This is a genomic window from Rhodococcus gordoniae, from assembly GCF_001646655.1.
GTDB classification, from domain to species: Bacteria; Actinomycetota; Actinomycetes; order Mycobacteriales; family Mycobacteriaceae; genus Rhodococcus; species Rhodococcus gordoniae.
The window spans coordinates 1-18,589 of record NZ_LPZN01000039.1; the positions used below are offsets into that span (position 1 = coordinate 1).

At 69.7% G+C, this 18,589-nt stretch carries 15 protein-coding genes and 1 pseudogene; 6 read left to right on the top strand and 10 right to left on the bottom strand.

Annotated features, from left to right (window positions below; translation table 11 throughout):
• Positions 1 to 3,131 (top strand): ATP-dependent RNA helicase HrpA (gene hrpA, locus A8G18_RS15105; protein ID WP_064064511.1); only part of this gene is annotated, 3,131 nt, incomplete at its 5' end.
• Between the two features lie 52 nt (positions 3,132 to 3,183).
• Here the strand turns inward: hrpA and nrdR are convergent.
• Both nrdR and A8G18_RS15115 read right to left on the bottom strand, forming a co-directional pair.
• Positions 3,184 to 3,654 (bottom strand): transcriptional regulator NrdR, encoded by a 471-nt coding sequence (gene nrdR / locus A8G18_RS15110; RefSeq protein WP_064064512.1) that lies wholly within the window; start codon positions 3,652 to 3,654, stop codon positions 3,184 to 3,186.
• Positions 3,655 to 3,847: 193 nt separating this feature from the next.
• Entirely contained in the window at positions 3,848 to 4,117 is a 270-nt protein-coding gene (locus A8G18_RS15115; protein WP_064064513.1) for a hypothetical protein, read from the bottom strand.
• 518 nt (positions 4,118 to 4,635) lie between these two features.
• Here A8G18_RS15115 and lexA point away from each other — a divergent pair.
• Positions 4,636 to 5,346 carry a transcriptional repressor LexA gene (gene lexA, locus A8G18_RS15120; protein ID WP_064064514.1) on the top strand — a complete coding sequence of 237 codons (711 nt, stop codon included), beginning with the start codon at positions 4,636 to 4,638 and terminating at the stop codon, positions 5,344 to 5,346.
• 77 nt (positions 5,347 to 5,423) lie between these two features.
• Here lexA and A8G18_RS15125 read toward each other — a convergent pair whose 3' ends face one another.
• From A8G18_RS15125 to ptsP, 3 genes are all read right to left on the bottom strand, one after another.
• Positions 5,424 to 6,566, bottom strand: a complete 1,143-nt coding sequence (locus tag A8G18_RS15125) for an acyl-CoA dehydrogenase family protein (RefSeq protein ID WP_016934338.1) — start codon at positions 6,564 to 6,566, stop codon at positions 5,424 to 5,426.
• 112 nt (positions 6,567 to 6,678) lie between these two features.
• Positions 6,679 to 7,971, bottom strand: coding sequence for a uracil-xanthine permease family protein (locus A8G18_RS15130; protein ID WP_064064515.1), 1,293 nt, complete (start codon positions 7,969 to 7,971; stop codon positions 6,679 to 6,681).
• Between the two features lie 39 nt (positions 7,972 to 8,010).
• The gene (gene ptsP / locus A8G18_RS15135) at positions 8,011 to 9,678 is read right to left on the bottom strand and encodes a phosphoenolpyruvate--protein phosphotransferase (RefSeq protein ID WP_064064516.1); all 1,668 of its coding nucleotides are present in this window, start codon (positions 9,676 to 9,678) and stop codon (positions 8,011 to 8,013) included.
• Positions 9,679 to 9,810: 132 nt separating this feature from the next.
• Here ptsP and A8G18_RS15140 point away from each other — a divergent pair, with 132 nt between their 5' ends.
• The 4 genes from A8G18_RS15140 to A8G18_RS15155 are packed head-to-tail and all read left to right on the top strand — an operon-like array spanning position 9,811 to position 13,964.
• Positions 9,811 to 10,578 carry a DeoR/GlpR family DNA-binding transcription regulator gene (locus tag A8G18_RS15140; protein ID WP_064064524.1) on the top strand — a complete coding sequence of 256 codons (768 nt, stop codon included), beginning with the start codon at positions 9,811 to 9,813 and terminating at the stop codon, positions 10,576 to 10,578.
• Positions 10,575 to 11,564, top strand: coding sequence for a 1-phosphofructokinase (gene pfkB / locus A8G18_RS15145; protein WP_064064517.1), 990 nt, complete (start codon positions 10,575 to 10,577; stop codon positions 11,562 to 11,564). Before A8G18_RS15140 ends, pfkB begins: the two co-directional genes overlap by 4 nt.
• Positions 11,565 to 11,572: 8 nt before the next feature.
• On the top strand, positions 11,573 to 13,663 hold the full coding sequence (locus tag A8G18_RS15150; RefSeq protein ID WP_064064518.1) for a PTS fructose transporter subunit IIABC: 2,091 nt from the start codon (positions 11,573 to 11,575) through the stop codon (positions 13,661 to 13,663).
• Positions 13,664 to 13,706: 43 nt separating this feature from the next.
• A complete protein-coding gene (locus A8G18_RS15155) occupies positions 13,707 to 13,964 on the top strand; it encodes an HPr family phosphocarrier protein (protein WP_064064519.1) in 258 nt (85 codons plus the stop codon).
• 2 nt (positions 13,965 to 13,966) lie between these two features.
• On the opposite strand, the gene A8G18_RS15160 is transcribed toward A8G18_RS15155, so the two are convergent.
• The 5 genes and pseudogenes from A8G18_RS15160 to A8G18_RS15180 form a co-directional block, all read right to left on the bottom strand.
• Positions 13,967 to 15,007, bottom strand: coding sequence for an NHL repeat-containing protein (locus A8G18_RS15160; RefSeq protein WP_064064520.1), 1,041 nt, complete (start codon positions 15,005 to 15,007; stop codon positions 13,967 to 13,969).
• Positions 15,007 to 16,473 (bottom strand): GTPase HflX, encoded by a 1,467-nt coding sequence (hflX, locus tag A8G18_RS15165; protein ID WP_064064521.1) that lies wholly within the window; start codon positions 16,471 to 16,473, stop codon positions 15,007 to 15,009. The genes A8G18_RS15160 and hflX overlap by 1 nt, the downstream gene beginning before the upstream one ends.
• Positions 16,474 to 16,555: 82 nt before the next feature.
• Entirely contained in the window at positions 16,556 to 17,422 is an 867-nt protein-coding gene (gene dapF / locus A8G18_RS15170; protein ID WP_064064522.1) for a diaminopimelate epimerase, read from the bottom strand.
• 10 nt (positions 17,423 to 17,432) lie between these two features.
• Entirely contained in the window at positions 17,433 to 18,395 is a 963-nt protein-coding gene (miaA, locus tag A8G18_RS15175) for a tRNA (adenosine(37)-N6)-dimethylallyltransferase MiaA (protein ID WP_064064523.1), read from the bottom strand.
• Positions 18,392 to 18,589 (bottom strand): annotated as a pseudogene (locus A8G18_RS15180) (hypothetical protein); the annotation flags it as partial. The pseudogene A8G18_RS15180 and the gene miaA, both read right to left, overlap by 4 nt.

Here is an 18,589-nt window from a genome sequence, read left to right on the forward strand (position 1 = left end):
AGGTGCGCTATCGCCCACTGACCGTCGAGGTGGGTGAGACACTCGTCGACCGCGATCCCGTCGACGCGGTGTGCGAGGCCGTCGAGGAACTCCAGCGTGAGGGCGACGGCGACATCCTGGTCTTCCTCTCCGGCGAGCGCGAGATCCGCGACACCGCCGACGCCCTGCGCGACCGCACACTCCGCAACACCGAGATCCTGCCGCTCTACGGACGCCTGTCGGCGGCCGAACAGCACCGGGTCTTCACGCCGCACGCGGGCCGCCGGGTCGTGTTGTCCACCAACGTCGCCGAGACGTCCCTGACCGTCCCGGGCATCCGCTACGTCGTCGACCCCGGCACCGCCCGTATCTCGCGGTACTCGGTGCGGACGAAGGTGCAGCGACTGCCGATCGAGCCGATCTCGCAGGCCTCGGCGCGTCAGCGCGCCGGACGCTGCGGTCGTGTGGCCGACGGCATCTGCATCCGTCTGTACTCGGAGGACGACTTCGAGGGGCGACCGGAGTTCACCGAACCGGAGATCCTGCGCACCAACCTCGCATCGGTCGTGCTGCAGATGACCGCGCTCGGACTCGGCGACATCGAAGCCTTCCCGTTCGTGGAGGCGCCGGATCCCCGGGCGATCCGCGACGGTATCGCTCTGCTCGAGGAACTGGGCGCGCTCGAACCCGCGAAGAAGGGCGAGGCGCCGAGCCTGACCGCGACGGGTCGCGAGATCGCCCGGCTGCCCGTCGATCCGCGCATGGCCCGCATGATCGTCGAGGGCCACCGCAACGGATGCCTGCGCGAGGTGCTCATCATCGTCGCGGCGCTGTCGATCCAGGACGTGCGCGAGCGGCCCACGGAATTCCAGCAGGCCGCCGACGAGAAGCACGCCCGGTTCGCGGTCGAGGGCTCGGACTTCCTGGCCTACCTCCGCCTGTGGGACTACCTGAAGGAACAGCGCAGAGAACTGTCGTCGAGCCGGTTCCGCAGACTGTGCCGCGACGAATTCCTGCACTGGCTGCGGATCCGCGAGTGGCAGGACCTGCAGGGGCAGCTGCGTCAGATCACCGTCGACATGGGCTGGCAGACGCACCACCGCGACGTGAACCCCGACGACGTCCACAAGTCGATGCTCGCAGGTCTGCTGTCGCACATCGGTCTTCGCGAGGGCGACAAGCGCGACTTCCTCGGCGCCCGCGGCGCACGGTTCGCGGTCTTCCCCGGGTCGTCGCTGTTCAAGAAACCACCGCGCTGGGTCATGGCGGCCGAACTCGTGGAGACCTCACGTCTGTGGGCCCGGACGGCCGCGCGCATCGAACCCGAGTGGGTCGAGAAGCTCGCCCCGCACTTGGTCAAGCGCACCTACTCGGAACCTCACTGGTCGACGCGCCGCGAATCGGCGATGGCCTACGAACGTGTCACGCTCTACGGCATCCCCTTGATCGCCCAGCGTCCCGTGCCCTACGGACGGATCGATCCGGAGGTCTCGCGCGAACTGTTCATCCGGCACGCCCTCGTCCAGGGCGAGTGGCGCACGCAGCACAGGTTCTTCCACGACAATCGCGCTCTGCTCGAGGACGTCGAAGAACTCGAACACCGGGCACGGCGGCGCGACATCGTCGTCGACGACGAGACCCTGTTCGACTTCTACGACCAGCGGGTCGGCCCGGAAGCGATCTCGGCCCGGCACTTCGACACCTGGTGGAAGAAGACCCGCAAGCAGCAACCCGACCTGCTGACCTTCACCCCGGACACGGTGGTGAACCAGGACGCCGCCTCGGTGCTCGAGGGCGATTACCCGGATGCCTGGCGCCAGGGCGAGATCCAGTTCCCCCTCACCTATCAGTTCGAGCCGGGCACCGAGGAGGACGGTGTCACCGCCCGTGTCCCCGTCGCGCTGCTCGCGAACCTCAAATCCGTCGGTTTCGACTGGCTCGTACCCGGGATGCGGACCGAGCTGGTGACGGCCCTCATCAAGACCCTGCCGAAACACCTTCGGAGACAGGTCGTCCCGGCTCCCGATTTCGCGGCGGCCGCACTCGCGTCGGTGACGCCGCGCTCCGAACCGCTCGTCAACGCGATGGCCCGCGAGCTGTCCCGGCTCGGCCGGTGCACGATCGAGCCCTCGGACTTCGATCCCGGTGCGCTGCCCGACCATCTGCGGATGACCTTCGCCGCGGTCGACGAGCGCGGCACCGTGCTCGGCCGCAGCAAGAGCCTGGCGGCCCTGCGGAAGAAGTTGGCTCCGCGGGTCGAAGCGGAGGTCTCGCGCGCTGCTGCGGGCACCGAACGTCCCGCGGCGGCGGTGTGGACGGCCGAGACCCTCGGGAACCTGCCGGAGACCGTCACCCGCGAGGTCGGCGGCCGGAAGGTCACCGGCTATCCCGCCCTGGTCGCGGAGAAGGACGGCGTCGCGGTACGCGTACTCAGCACACCGCAGGCCCAGCAGAACGCGACACGTCAGGGGCTGCGCGCCCTGCTGCTCTCGTCGGCACCGACGAAGGCGAAGGCCGTGACCTCGGGGCTGACCAACATGGAGCGGCTCGCGCTCGGGCGGAACCCGGACGGGTCGTTCGAGGCGCTGATCGAGGACTGCCGCGCCTGCGCGGTGGACGAACTCATCGCCGCGCACGGCGCACCCGTGCGCACCCCCGAGGAGTTCGAGACGCTCGCGGTCACGGTGCGCTCCCACCTGCCGGGGCGAGTCGCTCGCCTGCTGAAAGCGGTTGTGCCCGTCCTGTCGCGCGCCCACGAGGTGGGTGTGCTTCTCGATCGGTCGAACAGCGAGGCTGCCGACGACGTACGCGAACAGCTGCAGTCGCTGCTGTTCCCCGGCTTCGTCACCGACCTGGGCTCACGGCGGATCGTCGATCTACCGCGCTATCTCACCGCAGCCGCTCAGCGCCTGGAGTCGTTGCCGGCGAGTGCGAATCGGGACGCTGCCGGAATGGATGTGCTCGATCGCGTCTACGGAGCCTACGACAAGCTGCTTGCACGCCTGCCGGAGGAGCGACGCACCGCACCCGAAGTCGTCGAGATCTACTGGATGATCGAGGAGTTGCGCGTGAGCCTGTTCGCCCAGAATCTCGGGACCCGGATCCCGGTGTCGGAAAAGCGTGTGGTCAAGGCGATCGACACCATCCGGTAGCGCCCGGATCGGCCATCGTGACCGGATCTGTCCGGAACAGTCGGCCGGGTGGTCAGTCGGCCGGGGCGGAGCGGGACTTCTGGTGTTCGCGCAGTTCGTGGATCTCACGTTCGAAATCCTCTGCCGAACTGAAAGAACGGTAGACCGACGCGAAGCGCAGATAGGCGACCTCGTCGAGATCGCGCAGGGGTCCGAGGATCGCCAATCCCACCTCGTGGCTGGGGATCTCGGGGGAGCCTTTGGCGCGCACCGCATCCTCGACCTGCTGTGCCAGCTTGTTCAGTGCGTCGTTGTCGACGTGGCGTCCCTGGCAGGCGCGCGCCACCCCGCGCACGACCTTCTCGCGGCTGAACGGCTCGGTCACGCCGCTGCGCTTGACGACGGACAGCACGGCCGTCTCGACCGTGGTGAAACGGCGCCCGCATTCGGGGCACGCCCGTCGACGACGGATCGCGGCACCCTCGTCTGCCTCGCGCGAATCGACCACCCGAGAGTCGGGATGGCGGCAATACGGGCAGTACATGTCGGTTCCTTCGTCGTGCCCGTGCGGGTCGCGACGTCGGCGCCGAAGCAATACTTCCCGACCGGAACCGTCTCCACTCGCGAGTGGGCCGACACCGCCGCAACCACACGGAGTGGTGTGACTGACAGTGTTGGACAATACCCGCCTGTCCGGTTCGGGCGCGGGTCGCGGGTCGGGGCGGGCCACGGCGCCGTCATTCCCGGCCGGAATCCGGCCCGAGGAGACGGCTTCCGGCCGGCGCGGTAGTACCGTCGAGTGAATCCGATTCGGCGATCCTCGCCAGGGTGACGCCGACCGGGGCATCCGGCGCCGGCCGGGCGGCCGACGCCTCCAGGATCTCGCCCTCGCCCACGACCGTGACCGTGGTGCCGGCACTCTGCGAGATCACTTCGCCGGTACGGACGTGGGCGAGTACGAGGAGCAACGTGGTGGCCAGCGCGGTGAGCAGCAGCGTCGCCGCCATCTGCCGCCGACTCGTCTGTTCCGCCGGCCGACGGCTGCGTGGCGTGATCTCCGACCGGCGGTGCAAGGGCTCACGAGAGGACGTGACGACGCGCACTCTCGTCCGCGACGGGACACGAGCGCGGTGCACCGGGGATGTCGCGATCGGCCGAATGCGGTGCGGGTCGCCCCCACCCGGGCCCGAGACGGTCCGCTCCTCCGTGCGCGTCCGAACTGTTGTGCCCGCCCGAACTGTTGTGCCCGCCCGAACTGTCGGCCCCCGTCGTACCGCCGTGTCGATCCGAACCGCTCTGCTCATCGGAAATCCTCCGTGTCGCTGTGCGTGGTCTGCCGACCCCGTCGAGCACTCGATCATGTGTTCGAACGAAAGTCTGTTCGAATGTTCTACCACGAGCCCCGCCCCGCCGTCAGCTCCTCGAGGGGGTGAATCTCGAACATCTGTTTGATATACGCGCGAGATGTCGATAGATTCGAAAGGCAACTTGCAACCCATCCGACACTCGCCGCACGGAGGTCACGATGAAGGCGGACGGAACATCCACGGCCCGCCGGGGCGGACCCACGGCCGGCGATCCCACCACAGGACTCACCGAGCGCCAACGGCGCGTCCTCGAGGTCATTCGCGACTCCGTCAGCGAACGGGGGTACCCGCCGAGCATCCGCGAGATCGGCGACGCCGTCGGACTCAACTCGACGTCGTCCGTCGCGCACCAGCTGCGCACGCTCGAACGGAAGGGCTTCCTGCGCCGGGATCCGAACCGCCCCCGGGCCGTCGACGTACGCGGCCTCGAGCCACCCCACCTTCCCGAGTCGTCCCCCGAGGTGGTCGCCACCTCCTCGACCGACGAGATTCCCTCTGCGGCAATGGTTCCCGTCGTGGGCCGAATCGCAGCCGGTGGCCCGATCCTGGCCGAGGAAGCAGTCGAGGACGTCTTCCCGCTGCCGCGCGAACTCGTCGGCCAAGGTTCGCTGTTCCTGCTCAAGGTCGTCGGCCGGTCGATGATCGACGCCGCGATCTGCGACGGCGACTGGGTGGTCGTCCGTCAGCAGAACGTCGCCGACAACGGCGACATCGTCGCTGCGATGCTCGACGGCGAGGCCACGGTCAAAACGTTCAAGCGGGTCGACGGCGACGTGTGGCTCATGCCCCACAACCCGATGTTCGAACCGATCCCGGGCAACGACGCCGTCATTCTCGGCAAGGTCGTCACGGTCGTCCGCAAGATCTGATCTTCGGGCTCACCGGATACGAACGAGACCGGGGTGGCTCCGCCGTGCGGAGCCACCCCGGTCTTCTCGTACATGCCTCAGATGTCGAGACCGCGCCCGATGACTTCCTTCATGATCTCGTTCGTGCCGCCGTAGATCTTCTGCACGCGGGCGTCGAGGTACGCCTTCGCCACGGGGTACTCACGCATGTAGCCGTAGCCGCCGTGCAGCTGCAGGCAGCGGTCGATCAGCTCGACCTGCTTGTCGGTGGTCCAGTATTTGGCCATGGCCGCCTCCGGGACGGTGAGCTTCTTCTCGTTGAGCAGCTCGATGCACCGGTCCACGAACACCCGGGCCAGCTGGGTCTCGGTGGCGAGCTCGGCGAGCTCGAAGCGGGTGTTCTGGAACTTGCCGATCGGCTTGCCGAACGCCTTGCGGTCGCGGCAGTACTGGATCGTGTCGTCGAGCACGCGTTCCATGGCTGCGGCGGCGACGACCGCGATCGCGAGGCGCTCCTGCGGCAGGTTCTGCATCAGGTAGATGAAGCCCATGCCCTCCTGCCCGAGCAGGTTGGCCGCCGGAACACGCACATCGTCGAAGCTGAGTTCTGCAGTGTCCTGTGCGGCCAGACCGATCTTGTCGAGGTTGCGTCCTCGCTCGAAACCCGGCATGCCGCGCTCGACGACGAGCAGCGAGAAGCCTTGGGCACCCTTCTCGGGGTCGGTGCAGGCCACCACGATCACCAGGTCGGAGTGGATGCCGTTGGTGATGAACGTCTTGGCGCCGTTGAGGACCCAGTCGTCGCCGTCGCGCACCGCGCGAGTCTTGATGCCCTGCAGGTCGCTGCCGGTGCCCGGCTCCGTCATCGCGATAGCCGTGATGAGTTCGCCGGAACAGAAACCGGGCAGCCAGCGCTTCTTCTGCTCCTCGGTCGCGAGCTCGAGCAGGTAGGGCGCGACGACATCGTTGTGCAGCATGAAGCCCAGCCCGCTGAAGCCGAGCTTGGTGGTCTCCTCGGCCATGATGGCGTTGTAGCGGAAGTCGTCCATTCCGCCGCCGCCGTACTCCTCCGGCACCGCCATGCCGAGGAAGCCTTGCGCGCCGGCCTTCTTCCACACCTCACGGTCGACGATCTTGTCCTTCTCCCACTGCTCGTGGAAGGGGGCCACCTCCTGTTCGAGGAACTTCCGGTACGACTCCCGGAAGAGGTCGTGCTCGGGCTCGAAAAGGGTGCGTTCCATCTGCGCTCCTGTGTGAGAGGTCGTTCGACATACTCACGGTATGCAGACGATCGCGCCGTGACGCTGACACAACCGAGCGGATTTTGTGACCCGGACTACCCCCAGGCCAGGATCAGTGCCGCAGATCCGCAAGTCTGCGCAGGAGGGGATACGCGACCAGGATGCCGATCGAACCCCACGCGATGCCCCCGAGTTCGACCGATCCGATCGCCAGCGTCAGATCGCCGATGCCGGCGACCAGCGCGGCGGCCGCGACGGTGAGGTTGACAGGGTCGGTGAAGTCGACCTTCGCGTCGATCCAGATGCGCACACCGAGGATGCCGATCAGGCCGTAGAGCACGAGGGTCGCGCCACCGAGGACACCGTCGGGCACGGTGAAGACCAATGCACCGAACTTCGGTGAGAAGGCGAGGACGACAGCGGTGACCGCCGCGACGGCGTACGCCGCGGTCGAATACACGCGCGTCGCGGCCATGACGCCGATGTTCTCTGCGTAGGTCGTCGTTCCCGAACCTCCCCCCGCGCCGGCCAGGGTGGTCGCGAGACCGTCGGCGATGAGCGCGTTGCCGGCCATGTCGTCGAGGTTCCGCCCGGTCATCGCCGCGACGGCCTTGACGTGCCCGACGTTCTCCGCGACCAGCACGACGACGACGGGAAGCGCCAGGAGGACGACCGACAGCTCGAAGGTGGGGCCGCGCAGATCGGGCAATCCGAACCACGCCGCGTCGCGCATGGCGTCGATGCGCTCGGAGGCGATCGCTCCGGTGAACGCCGCGAAGATCCATCCGACGATCACACCCACGAGGATGCCGAGCCGTCCCAGCATGCCCGGTCCCACCACGGTCACGAGCAGCGTGACCACGAGCGTGATGGTGGCGACGAGCGGTTGCGCCTCGAACGATCCGGTGGCGGTCGGTGCGAGGTTCAGCCCGATCAGGGCGACGATCGCCCCGGTCACCACCGGCGGCATGACCGCGTCGATGATGCGCGAACCTGCTGCCTTGACGACGAGACCGATCAGCACGAGAACGATGCCGACGGCGACGATCCCGCCGAGCTGCGCGGCCGGGCCGGAACCGGCCGAGGCGCTCAGAGGCGCGATGAACGCGAACGACGAACCGAGATAGCTGGGCACCCGTCCGCGCGTGATGATCAGGAACAGTGCCGTACCGATCCCGGAGAACAGCAGCGTCGTCGTGACGGGGAAACCCGTGATCGTCGGCACGAGCAGTGTGGCGCCGAACATCGCGATGACGTGCTGCATCCCGATGCCCACGGTGCGCGGCCAGGACAGTCGCTCGTGTGGTGCGACGACCGCACCGGGGTTGATGCGACGCCCGTCGCCGTGCAGTGCCCACCCTCGGACCGTGGTGGTGCGTCCGGTCGTCTTCGCTCGTTCGGTCACGACAGGACATCGTAGAACCGGTCGTCCCGGTCGTGCCGCTCAGTCCAGCAGTTTCGCGGCGGCGGCCCGTGCCGCGACGGGATCGTCGGTCGCGAGGACCACCTCTGCGGCCTCGCGGCAGCGATCCATCGGGACCGAGGAGAGCCGGGCGCCGACGCCCGTCACCGCCGACGCCGCGCACGACAGCGAGGTGACGCCCATCCCGGCCAGAACACACGCGAGGAGCGGGTCGGCCGCCGCCTCGCCGCACACCCCCACCGGTTTGCCGGCGGCGGTGCCTGCCTGTGCCGCGCGTGCCACCAATGCGAGTACCGCGGGTTGCCACGGATCGGTGAGGGCGGCCAACTGCGGCGACATCCGGTCGGCCGCCATCGTGTACTGCGCGAGGTCGTTGGTACCGATCGACAGGAAGTCCAGATGTTCGAGCAGCCGATCCGCGAGCAGGGCCGCGGACGGCACCTCGATCATGACCCCGGGTGAGAGCCCGCGTTCGCGCACCCGCGCAGCGAAATCGGCGGCCTCCGACACGGTCGCCACCATCGGCGCCATCACCCAGGGCCGGGCACCGGTGCGCGAGGCCGCCTCGGCCACCGCGTCGAGCTGCCGGTCGAGCACACCCGGCGCCGACGTGGTGATGCGGATACCGCGGACCCCGAGCGCGGGATTGTGCTCGTCGGGGTGGTTGGCGAAGCGGAGAGGCTTGTCGGATCCGGCATCGAGTGTGCGCAGGACGACCTTCCGTCCTTCGAACGCCTCGAACACCTCCGCGTAGATGTCGGACTGCTCCACCACGGTCGGCTCCGCGTCGCGGTCGAGGAAGCACAGTTCGGTGCGGAACAGTCCGATGCCCTGCGCCGGCGTGTGCCGCGCCGCCCGGGCGCCTGATCCGTCCTGCACGTTGGCGAGGATCTCCACCGGGTGCCCGTCCGCGGTGGCTCCGGGACCGGACCAGCCCGCCACACGTTCGCGTTCGATGCGGTCTCGTTCGACCTCGGCAGCGGCCTCGGCGCCGTCCGGTGAGAGCACGATCCGGCCCGTCGCGCCGTCGACCAGCACCGTCGTCCCCACCGGGACGTCGTCGAGGCCGGCCACCGCGACGACGCACGGGATGCCCAGCTGACGCGCGATGATCGCGGTGTGGCTCGTGGGTCCTCCGAGCGACGTGGCGAGCGCGACGATCGCGGACGGGTCCAGACCGGCGGTGTCGGCGGGTGCGAGGTCGGTCGCCAGGAGCACGGACGGTTCGTCCGGCATCTCGAGCCCGGGTTCGGGAGCGCCCTGCAACTCGGCGATCACGCGGTCACGGATGTCGAGCAGGTCGGTGACCCGCTCCGCCTGCAGACCCCCCATCTTCTCGAACAGTGCTGCGAACTGCTCCGTGGCACCGACGGTGGCGCCGACCGCGTCGGCGCCGGAACGGATCTTCGTCGCGGCCGCTCCGCGCCAGGCGCGATCCTCGACGAGTACCGCGGTGGCCTGGAGCACTTCCGCGGCGGCACCCGAGGCGCGGGAGGCGCGGGCCCGCAGTCGCTCGGTCACCACCCTCGCCGCCTCCTCGAATCTGCCCACCTCGGCTTCGCGCGCCGTGTCGGGGACGGATGTGCCCTGAGCCGGGACGACGGGACGCGCAACGGGCCGGACGACCGGTCCGTATCCGATACCGGGGACGACCGGGGTGCCGTGCAGGGCGGACACCGACTGCTCCATGGAGATCTCCTCACCGCGGTGGTTCGTTGTGACCCAGATTACTCACAAGCCTTGACATGTCAACACAGACGGGCGTAAAACAACATAAACCAACATCTATATCCCACAAATCGGGTACCCCCAGGAGTGACGGTGTACGCAGAGGAACGACAACAGGCGGTCGCAGCGCTGGTGGCGGCTCGTGGCCGCGTGTCTGTCGCCGCCCTCTCCGACCGTTACGGCATCACCACCGAGACGGTGCGGCGCGACCTCGCCCATCTCGAACGCCTGGGCCTCGTGCGACGCGTCCACGGGGGTGCCATTCCGGCCGCCTCGCTCACCGTGGCCGAACCCGCCCTATCCGAACGCGAACACACCCGCGCCGAGCACAAGGACCGCATCGCCGCCGCGGCCACGGCCTTCCTCCCACCGTCGGGGGGCAGCGTGCTGTTCGACGCGGGCACCACCACCGGCAGGATCGTCGGAGCACTGCCACCCGAGATCGAACTCACCGTCGTCACCAACTCGGTGCCGATCGCCGCACGTCTCGCGGCGATGAACACCGTGCAGTTGCACCTGCTCGGCGGACGTGTCCGCGGAGTCACCCAGGCCGCGGTGGGCGCCGAGGCCCTGACCACCCTCTCGACAGTCCACGTGGACGTCGCATTCATCGGCACCAACGCCCTGAGCATCGACCACGGACTGTCCACGCCCGACGCCGACGAGGCCGCGATCAAGCGCGCCATGGTGCGCACGGCCGACCGGGTCGTCGTGGTTGCCGATTCGTCGAAGGTCGGCCGGCGCAACCTGCTGAGCTTCGCGTCGCTCGAACCGATCGACGTCCTGGTCACCGACACCGACCTCGACGACACCGACCGCCGTCAACTCATCGAACACGGAATCGAGGTGGTGACGGCATGATCGTCACGCTCACGGCCAATCCCAGTCTCGACCGCACGGTCGGGCTGACGGGCCCACTCGAACGCGGAAGAGTGCATCGCACCGAGCGATCGACCGTCGATCCGGGCGGGAAGGGGATCAACGTCGCCCGCGTGCTGCACGCCGCTTCGACCGAGGTGGTCGCCGTCCTCCCGGCCAACACCGGCGACCCGCTGCTCACCGCACTCGACGAGCAGGGCATCACGCATCGGGCCGTGCCCACCTCCGGGCCGACGCGCAACAACATCACCGTCGCCGAACCCGACGGCACCACCACGAAACTCAACGAACCCGGAACTCCCTGCACCGGACGCACGCTGGGCGAACTGCACGCCGCCCTGCTCGAGTGCGCGCAGGACGCCGCGTGGACCGTCCTGTCGGGCTCCCTCCCTCCCGGAGTACCCGAATCCTGGTACGCCGATCTCGTGGATGCCCTGCGCAGCCTCGGGTGCCGCATCGCGATCGACACCTCCGAGCGGCCGCTGCTCGCCCTCGCCGCGCGGTTCCCCGCGGCCGCCCCGGACGTGATCAAGCCGAATTCCGACGAACTCGCCCAGCTCACCGGGGCGGACGCCCACGAACTCGAATCCGGCGCCGCTTCCGGAGATGTCGGCGCCGTGGTCGATGCAGGGCGGGTCCTGGTCGACCGTGGCGTCGGGGCGGTCCTCGCCACCCTGGGAGGCGCAGGCGCCGTTCTGGTCACCGAGGCGGGCGCCTGGCGTGCCACCGCCGCCGACGTCACGGTCCGCAGCACGGTAGGTGCCGGCGACTCGTCACTCGCGGGATATCTGCTCGCAGAACGGGCCGGTCACGAACCCGCCGAGTGCCTGCGACTCGCAGTCGCCTACGGGACCGCGGCCGTCGCACTACCCGGAACCGCCCTTCCCACTCCCGATTCCGTCGACCCCTCCCGAGTGCACGTCACCGACGTCCACCGCCGACCCCGACCGCTCCCCTCCCACTCCTAAGGAACGTCATGTCCGACACCACCTCCGGCCCCGCAGGCGGTTCCTCGATCATCGGTACGGAACTCGTCGCGCTCGACGCCGACCTGGGACCCGACAAGAACTCCGTCATCGCCGCGCTCGCCCGACGCCTCGCCGCGACCGGCCGCGCCTCCGACGCCGACGCGCTCACCGCAGCCGTCCTCGAACGGGAAGCCAAGTCGGCCACCGGTCTTCCCGGCGGAATCGCGATCCCCCACGCCCGCAGCGAAGCGGTCACCACGCCCTCGCTCGGATTCGCCAGACTGTCTCCGAAGGCCGATTTCGGAGCTCCCGACGGACCCGCCGACCTCGTCTTCCTCATCGCCGCGCCGGAAGGTGCGGGCGGCGACCACATGAAGCTGCTGACCGCCCTCGCTCGCGCACTCGTGCGTCCGGACTTCGTCGCGTCGCTGCGCGCGGCCGCCTCCGCCGAGGAGGTCATCGCGCTGGTCGAAGACGTCCTCCCGCCCCGACCGGAGCCGTCGGGCACCGATGCTGCCACCTCCGCCGCAGCGGCGGAACAGCCGGCGCCCGCCGCGTCCGCGAAGCCCGCGGTCGCACCTCCGCAGAGTCCGGAGCAACCCGCCGGAAGCCGCACGATCGTCGCGGTCACCGCGTGCCCGACCGGCATCGCGCACACGTACATGGCCGCCGACGCGCTGGCGGCGGCCGGTGAACGGGCGGGCGTGACGGTCCGGGTGGAGACGCAGGGGTCGAGCGGTAGCACTCCTCTGCCCGCCGACACGATCGCCGGCGCCGACGCCGTCATCTTCGCCACCGATGTGGGGGTCAAGGGCCGGGAACGGTTCGCCGGCAAGCCCGTGATCGCGTCGGGCGTCAAGCGCGCGATCAACGAGCCGGACACCATGATCGCCGAGGCTCTGAAGGCCTCCGCCGATCCGTCCGCACGCACCGTCGAGGCCGCCTCGGGCGCCCCGGCAGGCGAGTCGGAGGGCGGCAGCGACCTCGGCTGGGGCACCCGGTTGCGGCAGATCCTGCTCACCGGCGTGAGCTACATGATCCCGTTCGTCGCGGCCGGTGGTCTCCTCATCGCCCTCGGCTTCCTGCTCGCCGGTCCCGACATCACCGACTCGGCTGCCGACATCGTCCTCGACAACACGCTCACCAACCTGCCCGCGGGCGGACTCGGCACCTATCTCGGTGCGGTCCTCTACCAGATCGGCTCGCTGGCGTTCTCGTTCCTCGTCCCGGCGCTGGCCGGCTACATCGCCTTCGCGATCGCCGACCGTCCGGGTCTCGCCCCCGGCTTCACCGCAGGTGCGGTCGCCGTCTTCGTCGGCGCCGGCTTCATCGGTGGTCTCGTCGGCGGTATCATCGCCGGCTTCGCGGCCCTGTGGGTCGGCCGTATCCCGCTGCCCACCTGGGCTCGCGGCTTGATGCCGGTGGTGATCATTCCGCTGCTCGCGAGCCTGATCGTCGGTGGGCTCATGTTCCTGCTGCTCGGTCGTCCGCTGGCCGCGATCACGACGGGTCTGACGGACTGGCTCAACGGTCTGTCCGGTGGTTCCGCGGTGCTGCTCGGCGCCATCCTCGGCCTGATGATGTGCTTCGACCTCGGCGGACCGGTCAACAAGGCCGCCTACGCCTTCGCCGTGGCAGGTCTCGACGTCGCCAACACCGCCTCCCTCGAGATCATGGCGGCGGTCATGGCGGCCGGCATGGTTCCGCCGCTCGCCATGGCGCTGTCGTCGCTGGTGCGTCCCGGCCTCTACAGCACGGCCGAACGCGAGAACGGCAAGGCCGCGTGGCTGCTCGGCGCGTCGTTCATCTCGGAGGGTGCCATCCCGTTCGCGGCTGCCGACCCGATCCGGGTGATCCCGTCGATGATGCTCGGCGGCGCGGTGACCGGCGGCATCGTCATGGCGACCGGTGTCACGCTCACCGCACCCCACGGCGGACTGTTCGTCCTGTTCGCCATCGACCGCGTCGTGTGGTTCCTGATCGCACTGGTGATCGGCACGATGATCGCCGCGCTCGCGGTCAGCATCGCGAAATCGCTCACCCGTCCGGCCCGGGCCGCCGCCGAGGCGAACCCGCAACCCGTAGCAGCGCACTCCTGATCGTCCGATCGCAGTGCACTTCCCCACAACGAAGGAGATTCACATGCCCAGCACCACGGTTGCCGTCGGTTCGTCCATCGGCCTCCATGCCCGTCCCGCAGGGATCATCGCCGAGGCCGTCGTCGCGGCCGGCGTCCCCGTCACTCTCGCGGTGGACGGTGGCGAGCCCGTCGACGCGGGTTCGGCCCTGATGATCATGACGCTCGGCGCGGGGCAGGGCACGCAGGTGACGGTCTCCTGCGACGACGACGCGGTCCTCACGCAGGTCGTGGAGCTGGTGGCCGCGGATCTCGACGCCTGACCTCACTCGCGGGCGCGGCGCCGGACGGCGAGTCCGAGTACCGCGAGGGCGATCACCCCGGCGGCCACGCCCGCACCCGCGATCGGCCATGCCGCGGACGACGTCTCGTCCGCGGCATCGTCGTCCGCGGGCACGAACAGCTCGGTCGCACCGCGACGGATCCGGATCGGCGGGTTCTCCGCCGCTGTCGCACCGCGCTCGGACGCCGTGAGCAGATCGCCCTCGGTGGTGAAGGCGACTGCTTCGCCCTGCGGTTCGTCCGGTACCGGGATCCGGAAGCGAGGGCCTGCGACCAGGGCGGCCGCGAGATCGCCGTCGGGCACGTGGAACAGGTACACGTCGGTGTAGGTGCGTACTGCGGCGACCGTCCCGTCGGCGCTGACGGCACCGCCGGTGATCATCGAGGAGGACGCACCGGGAACGGGTCCGCCGGGAGTGTCCGACGGCCCGAGTGCGAGCGACCCGACCTTCTCGAGGGCGGCCGGTCCCGGGACGGGGAGGTCGCCGATCGTGAGTCCGCGTGCGGGCCGGTACACGGTGCTCGACCCGAACAGCGCCTTGGTCACGATCACCGGTTCGCCCGTGGCCGAGACGAGTACGGTCTCGGCGTCGCGAGGACCGTCGGGATAGGTCAGGCGGTGCAGGTCGCCCTGCCCGGTCTCGGGGTCGAGGGAGATGAGCGCGATCGTCTCGCGGACACCGGTATTGTCGCCGAGGTCGCCGAGCCACAACCGGCCGTCGGGGCCCGCAGCGAGATCCTCGACGTCGTACGGATCGACAGGAGTCGGAATCCGTTGCCGCACAGAGCATTCGTCGTCGAGTTCGAGGATGCGCTCGTCCCCCCCGGCATCCGGCGTCGCGAACAACCGTCCGTCGATCGCTGCGAGGCCGGACAGTTCGGCCAGCGCGGGATCGCCGGGGGTGCACAGGACCTCGTTCGGGAGGTCGGCGACCGGAATCCCCCCGTCCTGCGCACCGGCATGCGCCACCGGCACGAACGCCGTGACGGCAGCGACCAGCGCCGCCCGGCGCACGACCGGCATCAGGCCGCGAAGTCGACCAATGCCGACGCCAGCGCCGCCGGCACCTTCGCATGCACCCGCGTACCGTCCACCTCGTGCGCGGACGACAGGATCTGACCGTCGGAGTGGATGCGCGCGAGCAGGTCGCCGCGGGTGTACGGCAGGAGCAGCTTCACCTCGACGTCGGGATCCTCGAGCAGGGCCGCCAGCCCGGCCTGCAGTTCGTCGACGCCTTCCCCGGTGTGTGCGGAGACGAACACCGCGCCGGGGATCGCACCGCGCAACTGGGTCAGGGTGACCGGATCGGCGGCGTCGATCTTGTTGACGACGATCAGTTCGGGCGGCGGCGGCGCATCCGATTCGCGCAGCACCTCGGTGACGACCTCGCGCACCGCCTTGATCTGCTCGGTGGGCATCGGGTCGGAACCGTCGACGACGTGGAGCAGCACGTCTGCGTCGGCGACCTCCTCGAGGGTCGACCGGAACGCCTCGACCAACTGGGTCGGGAGGTGCCGGACGAAACCGACGGTGTCGGTGAGCACGTACTCGCGACCGTCGGGCAGCGCCGACCGGCGGGTCGTCGGGTCGAGGGTGGCGAACAGCGCGTTCTGCACCAGGACACCGGAACCGGTGAGCGTGTTGAGCAGGCTCGACTTACCGGCGTTGGTGTATCCCACGATCGCGACGGACGGGATCTTGTTGCGCAGACGCCGGGTGCGCTTGGTGTCGCGCGCGGCCTTCATCGCCTTGATCTCGCGACGGAGCTTGGCCATCCGCTCGCGGATCCGGCGACGGTCGGTCTCGATCTTCGTCTCACCGGGACCACGCAGGCCCACACCGCCGTTGCTGCCGGCACGACCACCGGCCTGCCGCGACATCGACTCGCCCCAGCCGCGCAGGCGCGGGAGCATGTACTCCATCTGCGCGAGGGAGACCTGTGCCTTGCCCTCGCGCGAGGTGGCGTGCTGGGCGAAGATGTCGAGGATCAGCGCGGTCCGGTCGATGACCTTGACCTTGACGACCTTCTCCAGGGCGGTGAGCTGGGCGGGAGTGAGTTCACCGTCGCAGATCACCGTGTCGGCGCCGGTGGACAGGACGATCTGCCGGAGCTCCTCGGCCTTGCCCGAACCGATGTAGGTCGAGGCGTCGGGCCGGTCGCGCCGCTGGACCAGGCCTTCGAGAACCTCCGATCCCGCGGTCTCGGCGAGCGCGGCGAGTTCGGCCAGGCTCGCTTCGGCCTGGGCGGCCGTTCCGCCGGTCCAGACACCGACCAGCACGACCCGCTCGAGGCGGAGCTGGCGATACTCGACCTCGGTGATGTCTTCGAGTTCGGTGGACAGTCCGGCCACACGCCGCAACGCGCTGCGGTCTTCGAGTTGCATCTCGCCGACGGACGGATCCTCGGCGGTCCAGCCTCCGGTCGCGTCGTACGCGGTCGAAGCGCTGTCGTCTGTGGTTGCGCGATACGGGCGCTCAGTGTTCGTCATACACCTCCATGGTGTCACGAAGCCCGAATCGGTGCATTCGAGTTTCTCCGCCCTTCGCCACCGGCGTCACCGGCCACCGACGTCAGTGCGGCGCCGACCACCAGGTCTCGTCGAGTTCACCCGTCGCGACCAGCACCGACGGCCCGCGCAGCCAGGCGCGACCGTCCTCGATCCGCACCTCGACCGACCCGCCGGGAATTCGCACCTGCACCGCACCGTCGGATGCTCCGTCGAAGCGCAGGGCCGCCGCGGCCGCGGCCACCGTGCCGGTTCCGCAGGAGCGGGTCTCCCCCACGCCGCGTTCGTGGACGCGCATGTGGACCGTTCCGGCCGTGATGGGGGTCAGGAACTCGATGTTGACCCCGTGGGGGAAGAAGCCGGGGTCGAAGCCGGGCGCGGTGAGGTCGAGACCGGCCAGGCTCGTCTCGTTCAGGTGCGGGTCGACGCACGCGAGGTGCGGGTTGCCGACGTCGATGCCGAGGCCCGGATAGACCCGCCCGTCGATGGTCGCCGCCGACTCGCCCAGGCTGCGCACGGTCCCCATGTCCACGGTCACCTCGCCGAGGACCGGTGAGCTCTCGTGCACCGTGACGGGCTTGCCCCCCGCCCGGCTGCCGACGACGAACTCGCGGCGGCTCTCGAGTCCGCGCGCGGTGAGATAGTGCGCGAACACCCGCACCCCGTTGCCGCACATCTCGGCGATGGATCCGTCGCCGTTGCGGTAGTCCATGAACCAGTCGTCCGCGCCGGTGCCCTCGGGCAGCTCGCCGAGCACCCCGGCCGAAACCAATGCGCCGGCCCGCGCCACCCGGAGCACACCGTCGGCACCGAGCCCACGGCGCCGGTCGCACAGAGCGGCGATCCGGCCGGCGTCGAGGTCCAGGCGGGCGTCGGGATCGGGAAGGATCACGAAGTCGTTCTCGGTTCCGTGCCCTTTGCTGAACTCCATGGGCGCTACCTTATCGGGCTGGTGAGGCCGGTGACGTCCGTGCGTCCCGCACCACCCGCAGGGCCGTCCCGCGCAGGTCGGGCTCGGCGCCGTCGAGCCAGTGGATGCGCGGATCGCGGCGGAACCACGAGCGCTGCCGCCGCACGTATCGCCGGGTCCCGATGAACGTCCGCTCGCGGGCGTGGGCAAGGTCGTATTCCCCGTCGATGGCCGCGAGGACCTGGGCGTAGCCGATCGCGCGTCGCGCGGTGACCCCTTCGCGCAGTCCGACCTCGACGAGTCCGTGCACCTCGTCGACGAGACCGCGTTCGAACATCAGGTCGGTGCGCCGGGCGATGCGGTCGTCGAGTTCGGCGGTGGCACGGTCGACGCCCAGGATCACGCTGCCCCAGCGGGGCTCGCCGATCGTCGGCTGCGAGGCCGCGAACGGCTGCCCGGTCAGTTCGACGACTTCGAGCGCCCGGACCATCCGGCGGCCGTCGGTGGGCAGGATCGTCGCCGCGGCGGCGGGATCCGCGTGCTGCAGCGCCCGGTGGACCGCGGCGAGCCCCTCGGTGTCGAGCAGCGCCTCCCATTTCGCCCGGACCTGCGGATCCGTCGCCGGGAACTGCCATTCGTCGAGCAGCGCCTGCACGTACATCATCGATCCGCCGACCACGATCGGGACGCGACCGCGCCCCAGGATCGCTTCGACATCGGCGATCGCGGCCTGCTGGTAACGGGCGACCGTCGCGGTCTCGGTGACGTCGAGGACGTCGAGCTGGTGGTGCGGGATGCCGCGACGCTCGTGCGGCGAGAGCTTCGCCGTCCCGATGTCCATGCCGCGGTACTGCTGCATCGCGTCGATGTTGACGATCTCGCCGCCGAGCGTCTCGGCGAGGTCCAATCCGAGATCGGACTTGCCTGTGGCCGTGGGACCCACCACCGCGATCGGGACGAGTGCGGCGGCGGGGCCGGTACTTCCTGCGCTCACGGTGTCCAGATCCCTACGTGGTAGCCCACGCCGTAGGGCGCGGCGGAGTAGGTGACGGAGGCCGAGCGGGGCCGCTCGCCGAAGCTCGCCGCCAGCACGTGCCAGGCGGCGCGTCCGGCCAGTTCGATCTCCGCACACAGCTCGGCGTCGAGCGCCGCGAGGGCCGCCGGATCTCCGGCGGCGAGCGCGGCCGC